Origin of the sequence: Ottowia beijingensis, assembly GCF_013423955.1 — a bacterium.
In the GTDB taxonomy this organism is placed as follows: domain Bacteria; phylum Pseudomonadota; class Gammaproteobacteria; order Burkholderiales; family Burkholderiaceae_C; genus Ottowia; species Ottowia beijingensis.
Genome location: NZ_JACCKX010000001.1, coordinates 3,312,696 through 3,329,824 on the forward strand (window position 1 = coordinate 3,312,696; position 17,129 = coordinate 3,329,824).

Sequence of the window (17,129 nt, forward strand, 5' to 3'; positions counted from 1 at the left end):
AAGCAACCCCGCCCTCCGCATGAGCCGCCCGCGCCAATTCGACCTGATCTGCTTCGACTGGGACGGCACCCTGTTCGATTCCACCGCCATCATCGTGCGCAGCATCCAGCAGGCGGTGCTGGACGTGGGCGGTGCCAGGCCGACCGACCAGGCGGCAGCCTACGTGATCGGCATGGCGCTGATGCCCGCGCTGGCGCACGCCGCGCCCGACGTGCCGAAGGACAAGTACCCGCTGCTGGGCGAGCGCTACCGCCACCATTACCTCGCTACCCAGCACGACATCAGCCTGTTCGACGGCGTGCTGCCGATGCTGGCCGATCTGAAAAGACGCCACCACTGGCTGACGGTGGCCACCGGCAAGAGCCGCCGCGGGCTGGACGACGTGCTGGCCTCGCGGCAGCTGCACGGCATCTTCGACGGCTCGCGCACCGCCGACGAAACGGCCGGCAAGCCCCACCCGCGCATGCTGCACGAGCTGATGCGCGAATTCGGCGCCGAGCCCGAGCGCACGCTGATGATCGGCGACACCACGCACGATTTGCAGATGGCGGTGAACGCCGGTTGCGCCAGCGTGGGCGTGAGCTATGGCGCGCACGAGCCGAGCGAGTTCGGCGCCCTGCGCCCGCGCTTCATCGCCCATTCCGCCACCGAACTGCATCGCTGGCTGGCCGACAACGCCTGACTGGACTCATATTTTGATAGCTGCCCGCGCATGACCGACAACGACAGCCAAGCGATTCCCCTGTGCAACAGCGCCGACCTGCAGGAGGGCGGCCTGGCCGTGCCCTTCGACGTGGTCTACGGCGGCCAGACGCTGCGCGCCTTTGCCGTGCGCTTCGAAGGGCGGCCGCACGCCTACCTGAACCGCTGCACCCACGTGGCGATGGAGCTGGATTACCAGCCCAACCGCGTGTTCGACGACACTGGCCAGTGGCTGCTGTGCGCCACGCACGGCGCCGCCTACGCGCCCGACACCGGCGACTGCGCCGGCGGGCCCTGCCGCGGCGGGCTGGTCAAGGTGGCCATGAGCGAACGCGACGGCGTGGTGCACTGGCACACCAGCCATTTGCTGCAGCCGATCGAGTTCTGAAGGCATCGGCGGCGATGCTTTTGTTTTTATAGCTGCTTGCGCCCGTTACGCCTATATTTCAGATTGAAATGATGATGAAACTGTCTTTTATCAGGCGCTGGCAGCTCCTGTTTTTGTAGAACACCGACCTGCTGCCTCATCGCATCCGGTTGGAATCAACCTGCCCTTCATCCTTGCGCATCCCGCGCACACCGCCATGGAAAACGAAGTCACCCTGAACGCCAAGACCATCCACTGGGAACGCGAGGCGATTGAAAAACTGCTGCTGGCCGACGTGCGCGAGCGCCGCGCCGCGCGCCGCTGGCGCATCGTGCGCAGCCTGCTGTGGATGCTGCTGTTCGGCGCGCTCATCTGGCTGCTGTTCTCCGACGCGCTGCTCACCAGCACGCCCGCCACGCCGCACACCGCCATGGTCGCCATCAAGGGCGAGATCGCCGACGAGGCCGAGGCCAGCGCCGAATTCGTGCTGCCCGCGCTGCGCAGTGCCATGGAAGACAAGGGCGCGCAGGCGCTGGTGCTGCTCATCAACTCGCCCGGCGGCAGCCCGGTGCAGGCGGGGCTGATCAGCGACGAAATCCACCGCCTGCGCGCCCTGCACAAGAAGCCCGTGTACGCCGTGGTGGAGGAAACCGCCGCCTCGGCCGCCTACTACATCGCCTCGGCCGCCGACAAGATCTATGTCGACAAGGCCAGCATCGTGGGAAGCATCGGCGTGTTGATCAACGGCTTCGGCTTCGTCGACACGCTGGACAAGCTGGGCATCGAGCGGCGCCTGCTCACGGCGGGCGAGAACAAGGGCTTCCTCGACCCGTTCAGCCCGCAGTCCGAGGCGCACAAGCAGCACGCGCAGACCATGCTGGAGCAGATCCACCGCCAGTTCATCGACGTCGTCAAGAAAGGCCGCGGCGAGCGCCTGAAGGAAACGCCCGAGATGTTCAGCGGCCTGTTCTGGACCGGCGAGCAGTCTGTTGCGCTGGGCTTGGCCGACGACTTCGGCAGCCTGGATTCAGTGGCGCGCGACGTGGTGAAGGCCGAGAAACTGGTGGACTACACCAACAAAAGAACCTGGCCGAGCGCTTTGCCAAGCGTTTCGGCGCGGCCATGGGCGAGGGCGCGGTGAAGGCGCTGCAGGTGGCGCCCAGCGTGCGCTGATGTCGATGGGCTTTCGGGCTGGCTGATCGCCTGTAGGAGCGGCGGCAGCCGCGATGGCGGCGTATCACTGCGCGCGACGAAGTCTTCGCGGCTGCCGCCGCTCCTACAACCTCGGAGAAAGCTGCATGCGGTAGCTTCAAGGCCCGATGGCAAACACCGCCGGCGCTCGCCCCAGGGCATTGTCATCAGTGCGGGCCTGCCGCCAGGCGCTGACAGCACGTGCCTGCACACGGCCATCGGTCAGCGTCAGGCCCTGCGCCACCGCCAGCCGCGTGGCGGGCCTGAGCGTCTGTAGCAGCGCCTGCCAAACCGCCGGGTTGCGGTAGGGTGTTTCGATGAACAGCTGCGTCTGGCCGGTCTTGTGGGCCAGGGCTTCCAGCTCGCGGATGCGCTGCGTGCGTGCGGCGGCGTCCTGCGGCAGGTAGCCGACGAAGGCGAAGTTCTGCCCGTTCAGGCCGCTGGCGGCCAGCGCCAGCAGGATCGACACCGGCCCGACCAGCGGCACCACCGTGATGCCCAGATCGTGTGCCGCGCGCACCACCGAACTGCCAGGGTCGGCCACGGCGGGCATGCCGGCCTCGCTGATCAGGCCCACATTCTGGCCTTGGAGCGCGGGAGCCAGCAGCGGCCGGGCGTCGAAGCGCGCCGCGCCGCCGTGGTCGCCCTTCTTGTGCACCTCGCGCGGCAGTTCGGTGATCTGCTGCGCCTGAATGGGTTGTGCCAGCGGCACCAGCGCATCGACGCGCTTGAGGAAGGCGCGGGTGGACTTGGCGTTTTCGCTGATCCAGTGGGTGAGGGCGGCGGCGGCCTTGATCGTGCCCAGCGGCAGCACGTCCTCCAGCGGCGACTGTGTGTTGCAGCCGTGGTCCAGCGGCGTGGGCACCAGGTAAAGCGTGCCCTTGGCGGCGGCGGGCGCGCTCATGGCAGCGTCAGCCCGGCGGCGCGCAGCAGGCGGGCGGTGCGGATCAGCGGCAGGCCGACCAGGGCGGTGGGGTCGTCGTTGTGGATCGCCTCCAGCAGCGCGATGCCGAGGCCCTCGCTCTTGGCGCTGCCGGCGCAGTCGTAGGGGCGCTCGGCCTGCAGGTAGCGCTCGATCTCGTCGTTGCCCAGGTCGCGGAAGCGCACCTCGACGGCGGCCAGGTCGCTTTGCGCGAAACCCGTGGCCGCGCACACCACCGCCAGCGCGGTCTGGAAGATCACCGTCTGCCCGCGCATGCGCTGCAGCTGCGCCACGGCGCGCTCGTGCGTGCCGGGCTTGCCCAGCGGCTCGCCCGCCAGGTCGGCCACCTGGTCGGAGCCGATGACGATGGCCTCGGGATGCCGACCGGCCACGTCGCGCGCCTTGGCCAGCGCCAGCCGCAGCGCCAGGTCGCGCGGTGATTCGCCGGGCTGCGGGGTTTCGTCGACGCGCGGCGCCTCGGTGGTGAAGGGCAGGCCCAGCCGGGCCAGCAGTTCTCGCCGGTAGGGTGAGGTGGAACCCAGGATCAGCAGGCGGGCGGCGGTCGGGATCATGGCGGCGATTCTCTTACACTGCCTTGATGAGCAAGACGTTTGCCCCCGGCCGGCTCGACGTGGCGGCCTTCGCCCAGGCCAAGGCCAGCCTGTCGGCCCATGATTCGATACAAAAATATGAGCGCCTTGCGCAGGAACTGCGGGCGCCAGAGGCGGATTTGACCATTGACTGGCAGGCCGACGGCGAGCAGCGCAGCGCCGTCGATGGCAGCCGCCGCCCGGCCCTGCACCTGCGCGCGCAGGCCACGCTGCCGCTGACCTGCCAGCGCTGCATGGGCGAGGTGCGCGTGCCGCTGGCGGTGGACCGCCATTTCGTCTTCGTGCCCGACGAGGACACCGCCGCGGCGCTGGACGAGGCCTCGGACGACGACGTGCTGGCGCTGGCGCCCGACTTCGATTTGCGCGCGCTGATCGAGGACGAACTGCTGATGGCGCTGCCGCTGGTGCCGCGCCACGATGAGTGCCCCGACGCGGTGCAACTGTCGGTACAGAGCGCCGATTTCGACGCGGCGCAGGAGGAAAAGACCAATCCGTTCGCCGCGCTGGCCGCCCTCAAGCACGACAAGCCCAACTGAAACGGCGCTAACTGCCTGCCAACACTGGCGAATCAGCTCGATTTCGGGCTATAATCGCGGGCTTCGCGCGCAAGAGCGGCTGGGTTGGCCCGGCCGGTTGCGCCAAAACGGTTTCCAACTTGCCCCAGGCGGCAGTCTGCCCCGGGGCCTCAACCAGACATCAAAGGAGCCATCATGGCTGTTCAGCAAAACAAGAAGTCGCCCTCCAAGCGCGGCATGCACCGTTCGCACAACGCCCTGTCCGCCCCCGGCATCGCCGTGGAGCCGACCACGGGTGAAACCCACCTGCGCCACCACATCAGCCCCAACGGCTTCTACCGTGGCCGCCAGGTGATCAAGCCCAAGACGGAAGCCTGATTCTTCCGTGGCTTGACGCAAAGGGCCGGGGCCCTGCCATGAGGCAGCCCCACCCTATACTTGCCGGGCCCGGCGCTACCACCGCGTAGCCTCGGGCCTTTGCCGTTTCTGGCGGCTGGGTTTTCTCTGTTTTTCTTCGATCCGTGCCCATCGCGGCGCGGTGTTCGCACGGGGCTTGCATGATCGTTCTGGCTGTCGATTGCATGGGCGGTGACCACGGCCTCAGCGTCACCTTGCCGGCTTGCCGCCAGTTTCTCGACAACCACCCCGACGCCCAGTTGCTGCTGGTCGGCCGACCCGACGACCTGCAGGGCTTTGCCCACGAGCGCGCCCGCGTGGTGCCCGCGACCGAGGTGGTGGCCATGGAAGATGCGGTGGAAGTGGCCTTGCGCAAGAAGAAAGATTCGTCCATGCGCGTGGCGATCCAGCAGGTGAAGGACGGCGCGGCCCAGGCGGCGGTGTCGGCCGGCAACACCGGCGCGCTGATGGCGATCGCGCGCTACCTGCTCAAGACGCTCGAAGGCATCGAGCGCCCGGCCATCGCCACCCAGATGCCCAACGCCAAGGGCAGCGCCACCACGGTGCTCGACCTGGGGGCCAACGTCGACTGCACGGCCGAGCACCTGCTGCAGTTCGCCGTCATGGGCTCGGCGCTGGTGTCGGTGCTGAAGAACGACGACCAGCCGACCGTGGGGCTGCTCAACATCGGCGAGGAAGCCATCAAGGGCAGCGACGAGATCAAGCGCGCGGGCGAGCTGCTGCGTGCCGCCAAGGCCTCGGGCGACCTGAACTTCATCGGCAACGTCGAGGGCAACGACATCTTCAAGGGCACGGCCGACATCGTGGTGTGCGACGGCTTCGTCGGCAACGTGGCGCTGAAGACCAGCGAGGGCCTGGCGATGATGATCGTGCAGTTCCTGCGCGAGGAGTTCTCGCGCAACCTGCTGACCAAGCTGGCCGCCGCCGTGTCGTACCCGGTGCTGAGCGCGCTGAAGAAGCGCATGGACCACCGCCGCTACAACGGCGCCGCGCTGCTGGGCCTGCGCGGATTGGTGTTCAAGAGCCACGGCTCGGCCGACGCCGTGGCCTTCGAGCAGGCGCTGTGCCGGGCGTATGATGCGGCCAGCCACCAGCTGCTGGCGCGCGTGCAGAGCCGCATTGCCCACGCCGCGCCCCTGCTGGCGGCGCCTGCCCGGCCGGCCGTGCCGTCCGTTGCCTGAGGTTGGCGCACTGCATTACAAGAAGATTCCATGACAAGACGCTATTCCCGCATCACCGGCACCGGCAGCTACCTGCCGCCGCGCCGGGTGACCAACGACGACTTGGTGGCCGAACTGGCCGCGCGGGGCATCGAGACTTCTGACGAATGGATCGTCGAGCGCACCGGCATTCAGGCGCGCCACTTTGCCGCGCCCGATGTGCCGGCCAGCGAGCTGGCGGTGCCGGCGGCGCAGGCCGCGCTGCAGGCGGCCGGCCTGCAGGCCAGCGACATCGACCTGATCATCGTTGCCACCTCCACGCCGGACATGGTGTTTCCGTCCACCGCGGCCATCGTGCAGCACAAGTTGGGCATTGCCGGTTGCCCGGTGTTCGACGTGCAGGCGGTGTGCAGCGGCTTCGTCTACGCGCTGACGGTGGCCGACGCGCTGATCGCCAACGGCACGGCGCACAAGGCGCTGGTGATCGGCGCCGAGGTGTTCAGCCGCATCCTCGATTTCAACGACCGCACCACCTGCGTGCTGTTCGGCGACGGCGCCGGCGCCGTGGTGCTGGAGGCCAGCGACACGCCCGGCATCCTGGCTACCGACCTGCACGCCGACGGCAAGCACGTCGGCATCCTGTGCGTGCCGGGCCATGTGTCGGGCGGGCAGGTGCTGGGCGATCCGCTGCTCAAGATGGACGGCCAGGCGGTGTTCAAGCTGGCGGTCAACGTGCTCGACAAAGCGGCGCGCGCCGTGCTCCAGAAGGCCGGCAAGACCGAAGCCGACATCGACTGGCTGATCCCGCACCAGGCCAACATCCGCATCATGCAGGGCACGGCCAAGAAGCTGCACCTGCCGCTTGAGAAGGTGGTGGTGACGGTGCACGACCACGGCAACACCTCGGCCGCGTCGATTCCGCTGGCGCTGGACCATGGCGTGCGCACGGGCCAGGTCAAGCCGGGGCAGACGCTGCTGCTGGAAGGCGTGGGCGGCGGCTTCACCTGGGGTGCGGTGCTTCTTGATTTATAGCTGCCAGCGCTTGCTGCATAAGCGCTGAAGCCACTTTTTGTTCATATTTGAGTTCGAGAGCCATGAAACCCATCGCCTTCGTATTTCCCGGCCAGGGCTCGCAGTCCGTGGGCATGCTGGACGCCTGGGGCGACCACCCGGCGGTGCGCGAGACGATCGCCGAAGCCTCCGACGCGCTCAATGAGGATATCGGCGCGCTGATCGCCGGCGGCCCCAAGGAAGACCTGGCGCTGACCACCAACACCCAGCCGGTGATGCTGGTGGCCGGCGTGGCCTGTTGGCGCGCCTGGCGGGCCGAAGGCGGGGCGCTGCCGGCCGCGGTGGCGGGGCATTCGCTGGGCGAATATTCCGCGCTGGTCGCGGCCGAGGCGCTGCCGTTGGCCGAGGCCGTGCCGCTGGTGCGCCTGCGCGCCCAGGCCATGCAGGAGGCGGTGCCCGTGGGCACCGGCGCCATGGCCGCGATTCTGGGTCTGGATGCTTCAAAAGTAATAGCTGGTTGCGCAGAAGTGACGGGCGCCATGGGCCAAAATGGCACTGAAGTCGTGGAGGCCGTCAACTTCAACGACCCGGTGCAGACCGTGATCGCCGGCACCAAGGCCGCGGTCGACAAGGCCTGCGAAGTGCTCAAGGGCATGGGTGCCAAGCGCGCGCTGCCGCTGCCGGTGTCGGCGCCGTTCCACAGCAGCCTGATGAAGCCCGCGGCCGAGCGCCTGAAGGGCGCGCTGGAAGCGGTGGACTTCGCTGATCCCAAAATTCCGGTGGTCAACAACATCGACGTCGCCATCGAGGACGACCACGACCGCATCCGCGACGCGCTGTACCGCCAGGCTTTCGGGCCGGTGCGCTGGGTCGAGTGCATCCACAAGATCAAGGCCATGGGCCTGCACACCGTGGTCGAATGCGGCCCCGGCAAGGTGCTGGCCGGCATGACCAAGCGCATCGACGCCGACCTGACGGGGCTGGCAATGTACGACCCGACCTCCTGGCCGAGGTCAAGGCGCAGGTGGCCTGAACAACGAGCTGGAGGGAAATCGAATGTCTGAAACCGTCATGGCGGGCCAGGTGGCCCTGGTCACCGGCGCCTCGCGCGGCATCGGTGCCGCGATCGCGCAGGCGCTGGCCGCGCGCGGCATGAAGGTGATCGGCACGGCGACCACGGAAGAGGGTGCCGGCAGGATCAGCGCTGCCCTGGCTGCGCACCCGGACTGCCGCGGCGCCGCGCTCGACGTCAACGACGCCGCGGCGGCCGAAGGCCTGATCGACGCCATCGTCAAGGAACATGGCGCGCTGCACGTGCTGGTCAACAACGCCGGCATCACGCGCGACCAGCTCGCCATGCGCATGAAGGACGAGGACTGGGACGCCGTGCTCGACACCAACCTGAAGGCGGTGTTCCGCATGAGCCGCGCCGTGATGCGGCCGATGATGAAGCAGCGCTATGGCCGCATCGTCAGCATCACCAGCGTGGTCGGCGCCTCGGGCAACCCCGGCCAGGCCAACTACGCCGCCGCCAAGGCCGGTGTGGCGGGCATGACGCGCGCTGGCGCGCGAGCTGGGCAGCCGCGGCGTCACCGTCAACTGCGTGGCCCCGGGCTTCATCGCCACCGACATGACGGCGGCGCTGGGCGAGGAGCAGCAGAAGGCGCTGGCCGGCCAGATTCCGCTGGGCCGCCTGGGCGCACCGGCCGACATCGCCGCTGCCGTGGCCTACCTCGCCAGCCCCGAGGCGGGCTACGTGACGGGGCAGGAACTGCACGTCAACGGCGGCATGTTCATGGCCTGACGGCCCTACACCATTTCGAGCGCGCCTGCACGCCGAATATCGGCTGTAAGCGCGGGTAAAATCCTTTTTTCATCACCCTCAGAGGGAACCCATGAGCGATATCGAAGCACGTGTCAAGAAAATCATCGCCGAGCAACTCGGCGTGGAAGAGTCTCAAGTCACCAACGAAAAGGCCTTCGTGGCCGACCTGGGCGCGGACTCGCTCGACACCGTGGAACTGGTGATGGCACTGGAAGACGAGTTCGGTATCGAGATCCCGGACGAGGACGCCGAGAAGATCACCACGGTGCAGGCCGCCATCGACTACGCCAACAGCAAGAAAGCCTGATCCACCGATGTCCCGACGCCGCGTCGTAGTTACCGGCCTGGGTTGCGTCAGCCCCGTGGGCAACACGGTGGCGGAAAGCTGGGCCAGCCTGCTGGCCGGCCGCTCGGGCATCGACCTCATTACGCGCTTCGACGCCAGCCAGTTCGCCAGCCGCATCGCCGGCGAGGTGAAGGGGCTGGACATCTCGCCGCACATCTCGGCGAAGGAGGCGCGCACCATGGACACCTTCATCCATTACGGCATCGTGGCCGCCGCCGAGGCGGTGCGCGACGCCGGCCTGCCCACGGGCGAGGCGCTGGGTGAAGAGGAAGCCACGCGCATTGGCTGCGTGATCGGTTCCGGCATCGGCGGCCTGCCGATGATCGAGGAGACGCACGGCGAATTCACCGCGCGTGGCGCGCGGCGCATTTCGCCATTCTTCGTGCCGGCCTCCATCGTCAACATGGTGGCGGGGCATGTGTCGATGAAATTCGGCTTCAAGGGGCCGAACCTTGCCATCGCCACGGCCTGCACCACGGGCCTGCATTGCATCGGCGACGGCGCGCGCCTGATCGAATACGGTGATGCCGACGTGGTGGTGGCCGGTGGCGCCGAATCCACGGTGTCGCCGCTGGGCATCGGCGGCTTTGCCGCCATGCGCGCGCTGTCGACCCGCAACGACGACCCCAAGACGGCCTCGCGCCCCTGGGACAAGGACCGCGACGGCTTCGTGCTGGGCGAGGGCGCCGGCATCGTCGTGCTCGAGGAGTACGAGCACGCCAAGGCCCGCGGCGCGAAGATCTATGCCGAGCTGGCCGGCTTCGGCATGAGCGCCGACGCTGGGCACATGACGGCACCCAACATGGACGGCCCGCGCCGCGCCATGGTGGCCGCGCTGCGCAACGCGGGCATCAACGCCGAGCAGATCGGCTACGTCAACGCGCACGGCACCTCCACGCCGCTGGGCGACGTGAACGAGTCCAATGCCATCAAGGCGGCGCTGGGCGATCACGCCAAGTCCACCGTGGTCAGCTCCACCAAGTCGATGACCGGTCACCTGCTGGGGGCGCCGGCGGCATCGAAAGCGTGTTCACCATCCTCGCGCTGCACGAGCAGAAGGTGCCGCCCACCATCAACATCTTCGAGCAGGACCCCGAGTGCGACCTCGACTACTGCGCCAACACCGCACGCGACGTGAAGATGGACGTGGCGCTGAAGAACAACTTCGGTTTTGGCGGCACCAACGGTTCGCTGGTTCTCAAGCGGGTCTGATGACGCTGCTGGCGGCAGCGGACGGCGGCGTCGTGCCGCCGCGCCCGACCCGAGAAAGCACTGAATCTTGAGGGGCGTGCCCGCGGTGGTCTATGCCGTGGGCCGCACGCGCGCGCTCGCGGTCTGGCTGACGGCACTCTCGGCGGGTGGACTGCTGATGCTGGTTTCAGTATTTTTGGCCTCCAGCCGGCGCCCACACAGCGCAAGCAGCTATCTTTTTATTGGTTTTTCGACTGCCGCCATGCTGGGTTGCTGGCATTTCTGGCGTGGTCAGGTGCCGCGCCGGCTGCGCTGGGATGGCGAGCGCTGGTGGGTCATCGACTCGCATGGCGAGCAGGAGGGCGCTCAGGTCCAGGTCCGGCTGGACGCCCAGCGCTGGATGCTGCTGTGGTTCCGTCCCGTCGGCAGTTCACGGGGAGGTGGTTGTGGGCCCAGGCCTCGGTCGACCCGCAGCGCTGGCACCTGTTGCGCTGTGCGCTATATTCACCCATGACTTCGGCGACGGAGGGCGCAGTGCCCCGAGCCGATGCCGAACGCGCCTGATGTCGGGCGCGTCGTTGTTTTTGAAGCCCGATTCCGCGTGACCGAACCCGCCGCCGCTCCTCCAGCCCCTCCGACAGCGATGCACTGCTGGTGGAGCGTGCCGCTGCGGGCGACCACCGGGCGTATGAACTGCTGGTCATCAAGTACCAGCGCCGCATCGAGCGGCTGATCGGCCGCATGGTGCGCGACGTCGACCTGGTGCCCGACATCGCCCAGGAAACCTTCATCCGCGCCTGGCGGGCGCTGCACCAGTTTCGCGGCGACGCCCAGTTCTACACCTGGCTCTACCGCATCGCCGTCAACACGGCCAAGAAGTCGCTGATGGAACTCAAGCGCAATCCGGTGGTGACCGAGACGGCCCTGCATTCGGCCGACGACGACGATGAAACTTCCCGCCGGGAAAACGAACTAACCTCGGAATCTACGCCTGAATCTGAACTGGCCGCACGCGAAATCGCAGCGGCGGTCAACGCGGCGATGGAGGCCCTGCCCGAGGATCTGCGCACCGCCGTGACGCTGCGCGAGATCGAAGGGCTGAGTTATGAAGAGATTGCGGAAGCGATGAATTGCCCGATCGGCACGGTGCGGTCCCGGATCTTCCGGGCGCGCGAGGCGATTTCAGCCAGGGTCAAGCCCTTGCTGAGCCACCAGACAGGCAAGCGTTGGTAAACGGTGGGTGGGACGAATCGGTAACGGTGCTCAATCATGAAGACTCAACTCGACAGTCAACTGGATCGCGAAACGGTGTCGGCCCTGATGGACGGACAGCTGCGGGGGCCGACGCATCGGCGGCGCTGCAGATGATGGCGTCCGACGAGGCGCGCGAATGTTGGCAGGTCTACCATCTGGTGGGCGATGTGCTGCGCTCCACCGATCTGGCCGCCTGTGGCCGTGACAGCGCCTTTGTGGCCCGCCTGAGCGCGCGCCTGCAGCAGGAGGCGGCGCCTGTGGCGAGGGTGCCGGCGCCCAGCCCCATCCAGGTGCGCGATGTGGCACAACCAGCTGCCAATGACGGCGTGTTCCGCTGGAAGATGGTGGCTGGCCTGGCGTCTTTGCGGCCGTGGCCGCCATCGGCTGGGGTGTGATGGGTGGCATCGGTCCGCAAGCCGGTGTTGGCGTCCAGCTGTCGCAAGGTGGTGCGCCCGCGCCGACGCAGATCGCCACGCTGGCGGCCCCGGTGCCGGTGACCGTGGCATCGAATCCGGCAGAGGCGGATGCCGGCGCCGTGATGCTGCGCGATGCGCGGCTGGACGAGTTGCTGGCCGCGCACCGACAGACCTCCGGCGCGACGGCGCTGGGCAATGCGGCGGGTTTCCTGCGCAACGCCACGTTCGAGGGTTCAGGGCGTTGAGCGCGACGGTTCGGATGGGGGCGGGGTCATGCGGCCGCGGGTTGAGCGGCCAGCATCGATCGTGGGCTCGGCGCTTGCAGCAGGCTGCCTTGGCATGGTGTGCGGGTGGTCTGTTCACACTGGCCGGTGCGCAAGGTGTGGCGCAAGTCGGTGGCAGTGCACCTGATCGCCCTGTCGGGCCGCCGCAGCGCAGCGTGGCGGAATGGCTGGTGCGCCTGCAGCAGGCGGCGCAACTGCCGTCCTACATGGGCACCTTCGTGGTTTCCTCGGCTTCCGGTGCCATGTCCAGTTCGCGCATCTGGCATGTGTGCGAGGGCGATGTGCAGATGGAGCGTGTGGAAGCCTTGACCGGCGTGCCGCGCTCGACTTTCCGTCGCAACGAATCGGTGGTCACCTTCCTGCCCGAAGCGCGCGTTGCCAAGCTCGATCAACGCGAGGCGGGCGGGGTGTTCCCGAACCTGCTCAGCGTGGGGCACGATTTTCCGACCGCTGATTTCTATGCTGCCCGCGAGGTGGGTCACGGCCGTGTGGCCGGCTTCGACGCCGACATCGTGGTGCTCACGCCGCGCGATGCCTGGCGCTTCGGCTACCGCATCTGGAGCGAAATGCGCACCGGCATGGTGGTGAAGACGCAGACGCTGGACAGCCGCGGACGTGTGCTGGAACAGGCGGCCTTTTCCGAACTGCAGTTGAACGCGCCCGTGCAGGCCGACAAGCTGCGCCAGATGATGTCCGACACCGAGGGTTATCGGGTCGTCAAGTCGGAACGCGTGCAGACCACGGCGGAGGCCGAAGGCTGGCGCCTCAAGGCGCCTGTGCCGGGTTTCCAGTCACGGAACTGTTATCGCCGTCCGCTGTCGAAGTCGACCTCGGTCGTGCAATGGATCTTCACGGATGGGCTGGCCACGGTGTCCCTGTTCATGGAGCCGTTCGATCCGCAGCGGCATGATCGCGAAGGGGCCTCTGCGATGGGCGCGACCCACGCGCTGGTACGGCGTTGGCCGGATGGCGCAGGGCCGTGGTGGGTCAGCGCGGTGGGCGAAGTGCCCGCCGCCACGCTGCAAGCGTTTGTCCAGGGTCTCGAGCGCCGGCCCTGAACAGGTGCGCTGCCCCCTTCGTGTTGTTGGCCGGGCCCGGTAGCGGCTTGGCCTGGGATGAACAAGCCAGAAAAGAAAGCTGAAGACCGATGCTGATGACGAAGAAATTGAGCGTGGCCGCCATGGCAGCCCCTTGCTGACGGCGGTAGCGCTGGCGATGCCGGCGATTTCGGTGGCGCAGGCGCCGGTGCCTGTGGCGCCTTCGGTGCGCGGTCTGCCCGACTTCACCGATCTGGTCGAACAGGTGGGTCCGGCCGTGGTCAACATCCGCACCGTCGAGCGCGTGCGTGCCGGCGCCGGGCGAGGCGGGCAGGTGGACGAGGAGATGCAGGAATTCTTCCGGCGCTTCTTCGGCATTCCACTGCCCAACGTGCCACGCCAGGGCCCGCGCCAGGCGCCGCAGGAACAGCCGGAGCGCGAGGTGCCGCGCGGCGTCGGCTCGGGCTTCATCATCTCGCCGGACGGCTACGTCATGACCAACGCCCACGTGGTCGACGGGGCCGACGAAGTGCTGGTGACCTTGCCCGACAAGCGCGAATTCAAGGCCAAGCTCGTCGGCGCCGACAAGCGCACCGACGTGGCGGTGGTCAAGATCGAGGCCACGGGCCTGCCGTCGGTGCGCATCGGCGACGTGAACCGCCTGCGCGTGGGTGAATGGGTGATGGCCATCGGCTCGCCGTTCGGGCTGGAGAACACCGTCACGGCCGGCATCGTCAGCGCCAAGCAGCGCGACACGGGTGACTACCTGCCCTTCATACAGACCGACGTGGCCGTCAACCCCGGCAATTCGGGGGTCCGCTGATCAATATGCGCGGTGAGGTGGTGGGCATCAACAGCCAGATCTATTCGCGCTCGGGCGGCTTCATGGGCATTTCCTTTGCCATTCCGATCGATGAGGCCATGCGCGTCAGCGAACAGTTGCGCGCCAGCGGTCGCGTGACGCGCGGGCGCATCGGCGTGCAGATTGCCGAGGTGACGCGCGAGGTGGCCGAATCCATCGGTCTGGGCAAGCCGCAAGGTGCGCTGGTGCGCAGTGTGGAAGCGGGCTCTCCTGCCGAGAAGGCCGGCGTTGAGGCGGGTGACATCATCACCCGCTTCGAGGGTCGTGCCATCGAGAAGGCGTCCGACCTGCCGCGTCAGGTGGGCAACACGAAGCCGGGCACGCGCAGCGCCATCACGGTGTTCCGCCGTGGCCAGAACCGCGACCTGAACATCACCATCGCCGAGCTGGAGCCCGAGCAGACCGCCCGCCGGCCGGCTGCGCGCAGCAGCGAAGCGCCCAAGGCCGCCGGCACGGTGCAGGCCCTGGGCCTGACGGTGGTGGATCTGACCGAGGCGCAAAAACGCGAACTGAAGGTCAAGCGTGGCGTGCGCGTGGAAGCCGCGGCGGATGCTGGTGCGCGCGCCGGCCTGCGCGAGGGCGATGTGATCCTGTCCGTCGGCAACGTCGAGATCAACAACGTGCGCGAGTTCGAGTCCGCAGTGGGCAAGGCTGATCGCAATCGACCGGTGAACATGCTGATCCAGCGCGGCGATCTGGTGCAGTTTGTCCTGGTACGCCCCAACCGTTGATGACCCCTTAAAACCCCGCTCCAAACTCGGACTTGGGGTTTTTACGACGCTGGTGCCCGATCAGTGGCAGCGGACAAGCTGTGTACAGGCTGGTCATGCGCGGGGCCTACATATGAATTTGGATAGAATTCGAGCCGCTGACTGGCTGCTTCGCGCATATGAATGGGTTTTTGCCACCACGATGTGACAAGCCCTCTCGCCATTCCTGTGCCGTTCCCGGGACATCCCGGTTGTCCAGAAATTGTTCTTCGGAAACTGTTGATAAGTTGTTGATAAAGATGCGTTGCTACACCGCAACGGTGGCGCGGCCACGAAGAAGGGCTCATGGTGACGCGCTTTTTGCCTACAATGAAGTCCCAACTATCGCAGTTGCCATAGATTGTTGGTTGAGGGCGCGTCACATCACTGGCGCGCCCTTTTTCATGTGCGCGCCTCGGTAATTCAAATACTTGCCTGCATTCGTTGATGGACCACATCAGAAATTTTTCAATCATTGCGCACATCGATCATGGCAAGTCCACGCTGGCCGATCGACTCATCTCGCGTTGCGGCGGCCTCACTGATCGCGAGATGAGCGAGCAGGTGCTCGACTCGATGGACATCGAGAAGGAGCGGGGATAACCATCAAGGCGCAGACCGCCGCACTGCAATACAAGGCGCGCGATGGCAAGGTCTACAACCTCAACCTGATCGACACGCCGGGCCACGTGGACTTCTCGTATGAAGTCTCGCGTTCGCTCTCGGCCTGCGAAGGCGCGCTGCTCGTCGTCGACGCCTCGCAAGGCGTCGAGGCGCAGACGGTGGCCAACTGCTACACCGCGCTCGACCTGGGTGTGGAGGTGCTGCCGGTGCTGAACAAGATGGATCTGCCGCAGGCCGATCCCGACAACGCCAAGTCCGAGATCGAGGACGTGATCGGCATCGACGCCAGCGAAGCCATCGCCATCTCGGCCAAGACCGGCATGGGCATCGACGAGGTGCTCGAACAGATCGTCGCCAAGGTGCCGCCGCCGCGCGGTCAGCCCGATGCGCCGCTGCGCGCCATGATCATCGACAGCTGGTTTGACGCCTATGTGGGCGTGGTGATGCTGGTGCGCGTGGTCGACGGGCGCCTGCTGAAGGGCGAGCGCTTCAAGATGATGGCCACCGGCGCCGCCTACGAGGCCAACAACGTGGGCGTGTTCACGCCCGGCCAGGTGCCGCGCGAGTCGCTGGAGGCGGGCGAGGTGGGCTACATCATTGCCGGCATCAAGGAGTTGAAAGCCGCCAAGGTGGGCGACACCATCACGCTGGAAAAGAAGCTGCCCAACAACCTGGGGCCGGCCGACAAGGCGCTGCCCGGCTTCAAGGAGATCCAGCCGCAGGTGTTCGCCGGGCTGTACCCGACCGAGGCCAACCAGTACGACGCACTGCGCGACTCGCTGGAGAAGCTGCAGCTCAACGACGCCAGCCTGCACTTCGAACCCGAGGTGTCGCAGGCGCTGGGTTTTGGCTTCCGCTGTGGCTTTCTCGGCCTGCTGCACATGGAGATCGTGCAGGAACGCCTGGAGCGCGAGTTCGACATGGACCTGATCACCACCGCGCCCAGCGTGGTGTACGAAGTGGAGAAGGCCGACGGCGAGGTCATCATGGTCGAGAACCCTTCGAAGATGCCCGACCAGGGCAAGATCCACGAGATTCGCGAGCCCATCGTCACCGTGCACCTGTACATGCCGCAGGACTACGTGGGCCCGGTGATGACGCTGGCCAACCAGAAGCGCGGCGTGCAGCTCAACATGGCCTACCACGGCCGGCAGGTGATGCTGACCTACGACCTGCCGCTGGGCGAGATCGTGCTGGACTTCTTCGACAAGCTCAAATCCGTCAGCCGCGGTTACGCCAGCATGGACTACGAGTTCAAGGAATACCGCCCGTCGGACGTGGTCAAGGTCGACATCCTGCTCAACGGCGAGAAGGTCGATGCGCTGTCCATCATCGTGCACCGCAGCCAGAGCCAGTACCGTGGCCGTGCGGTGGCGGCCAAGATGCGCGAGATCATCAGCCGTCAGCAGTTCGACGTGGCGATCCAGGCGGCCATTGGCGCCAACATCATCGCGCGCGAGAACATCAAGGCGTTGCGCAAGAACGTGCTGGCAAAATGCTACGGGGGATATCACCCGCAAGCGCAAACTATTGGAAAAGCAGAAGGCAGGCAAGAAGCGGATGAAGCAGATTGGTTCGGTCGAGGTGCCGCAGGAGGCCTTCCTCGCGATCTTGCAGGTGGAGGACTGATGCCGATCCTGACCGC

At 66.9% G+C, this 17,129-nt stretch carries 15 protein-coding genes and 5 pseudogenes; 18 read left to right on the plus strand and 2 right to left on the minus strand.

The features are described 5' to 3' along the window. Positions 1–19: 19 nt before the first annotated feature. From H0I39_RS16445 to H0I39_RS16455, 3 genes and pseudogenes are all read left to right on the plus strand, one after another. A complete protein-coding gene (locus H0I39_RS16445; protein ID WP_180551204.1) occupies positions 20–682 on the plus strand; it encodes an HAD-IA family hydrolase in 663 nt (220 codons plus the stop codon). A gap of 30 nt (positions 683–712) precedes the next feature. Further along, entirely contained in the window at positions 713–1,090 is a 378-nt protein-coding gene (locus H0I39_RS16450; RefSeq protein ID WP_180551205.1) for a Rieske (2Fe-2S) protein, read from the plus strand. A gap of 196 nt (positions 1,091–1,286) precedes the next feature. Next, positions 1,287–2,242: pseudogene (locus H0I39_RS16455) on the plus strand (S49 family peptidase). A gap of 136 nt (positions 2,243–2,378) precedes the next feature. Here H0I39_RS16455 and H0I39_RS16460 read toward each other — a convergent pair. Together H0I39_RS16460 and H0I39_RS16465 are read right to left on the minus strand one after the other, a co-directional pair. Then, positions 2,379–3,164, minus strand: coding sequence for an SAM-dependent methyltransferase (locus H0I39_RS16460; RefSeq protein WP_180551206.1), 786 nt, complete (start codon positions 3,162–3,164; stop codon positions 2,379–2,381). Next, positions 3,161–3,754 (minus strand): Maf family nucleotide pyrophosphatase, encoded by a 594-nt coding sequence (locus H0I39_RS16465; RefSeq protein WP_180551207.1) that lies wholly within the window; start codon positions 3,752–3,754, stop codon positions 3,161–3,163. Before H0I39_RS16465 ends, H0I39_RS16460 begins: the two co-directional genes overlap by 4 nt. 26 nt (positions 3,755–3,780) lie before the next feature. Between H0I39_RS16465 and H0I39_RS16470 the strand changes: the two genes are divergently transcribed. From H0I39_RS16470 to lepA, 15 genes and pseudogenes are all read left to right on the plus strand, one after another. Continuing rightward, complete coding sequence (locus tag H0I39_RS16470; protein ID WP_180551208.1) at positions 3,781–4,329, plus strand: YceD family protein; 549 nt, start codon at positions 3,781–3,783, stop codon at positions 4,327–4,329. A 174-nt stretch (positions 4,330–4,503) separates the two neighbouring features. Further along, entirely contained in the window at positions 4,504–4,686 is a 183-nt protein-coding gene (gene rpmF, locus H0I39_RS16475; protein ID WP_180551209.1) for a 50S ribosomal protein L32, read from the plus strand. 179 nt (positions 4,687–4,865) lie between these two features. Continuing rightward, positions 4,866–5,906, plus strand: coding sequence for a phosphate acyltransferase PlsX (gene plsX / locus H0I39_RS16480; protein WP_180551210.1), 1,041 nt, complete (start codon positions 4,866–4,868; stop codon positions 5,904–5,906). Positions 5,907–5,936: 30 nt separating this feature from the next. Further along, positions 5,937–6,917, plus strand: coding sequence for a beta-ketoacyl-ACP synthase III (locus H0I39_RS16485; protein WP_180551211.1), 981 nt, complete (start codon positions 5,937–5,939; stop codon positions 6,915–6,917). Between the two features lie 62 nt (positions 6,918–6,979). Beyond that, positions 6,980–7,960: an ACP S-malonyltransferase gene (fabD, locus tag H0I39_RS16490; RefSeq protein ID WP_180551212.1), complete on the plus strand. Its 981-nt coding sequence runs from the start codon at positions 6,980–6,982 to the stop codon at positions 7,958–7,960. Then, positions 7,953–8,700 (plus strand): annotated as a pseudogene (gene fabG, locus H0I39_RS16495) (3-oxoacyl-ACP reductase FabG). The gene fabD and the pseudogene fabG overlap by 8 nt, the downstream one beginning before the upstream one ends. Positions 8,701–8,791: 91 nt before the next feature. Further along, positions 8,792–9,028, plus strand: a complete 237-nt coding sequence (acpP, locus tag H0I39_RS16500; RefSeq protein ID WP_106703654.1) for an acyl carrier protein — start codon at positions 8,792–8,794, stop codon at positions 9,026–9,028. A gap of 7 nt (positions 9,029–9,035) precedes the next feature. Further along, positions 9,036–10,279: pseudogene (fabF, locus tag H0I39_RS16505) on the plus strand (beta-ketoacyl-ACP synthase II). Between the two features lie 76 nt (positions 10,280–10,355). After that, positions 10,356–10,772, plus strand: coding sequence for a hypothetical protein (locus tag H0I39_RS16510; RefSeq protein ID WP_180551213.1), 417 nt, complete (start codon positions 10,356–10,358; stop codon positions 10,770–10,772). Positions 10,773–10,852: 80 nt separating this feature from the next. After that, positions 10,853–11,491 carry an RNA polymerase sigma factor RpoE gene (rpoE, locus tag H0I39_RS16515; protein WP_180551848.1) on the plus strand — a complete coding sequence of 213 codons (639 nt, stop codon included), beginning with the start codon at positions 10,853–10,855 and terminating at the stop codon, positions 11,489–11,491. 131 nt (positions 11,492–11,622) lie between these two features. Then, entirely contained in the window at positions 11,623–11,907 is a 285-nt protein-coding gene (locus H0I39_RS23455) for an RseA family anti-sigma factor (protein ID WP_307776830.1), read from the plus strand. Next, positions 11,883–12,173 carry a hypothetical protein gene (locus H0I39_RS23460; protein ID WP_307776831.1) on the plus strand — a complete coding sequence of 97 codons (291 nt, stop codon included), beginning with the start codon at positions 11,883–11,885 and terminating at the stop codon, positions 12,171–12,173. Before H0I39_RS23455 ends, H0I39_RS23460 begins: the two co-directional genes overlap by 25 nt. Before the next feature lie 14 nt (positions 12,174–12,187). Beyond that, positions 12,188–13,270 (plus strand): MucB/RseB C-terminal domain-containing protein, encoded by a 1,083-nt coding sequence (locus tag H0I39_RS16525; protein ID WP_180551849.1) that lies wholly within the window; start codon positions 12,188–12,190, stop codon positions 13,268–13,270. Positions 13,271–13,427: 157 nt separating this feature from the next. After that, positions 13,428–14,842 (plus strand): annotated as a pseudogene (locus H0I39_RS16530) (DegQ family serine endoprotease). Positions 14,843–15,307: 465 nt separating this feature from the next. Continuing rightward, positions 15,308–17,113 (plus strand): annotated as a pseudogene (gene lepA, locus H0I39_RS16535) (translation elongation factor 4). Positions 17,114–17,129 lie beyond the last annotated feature (16 nt).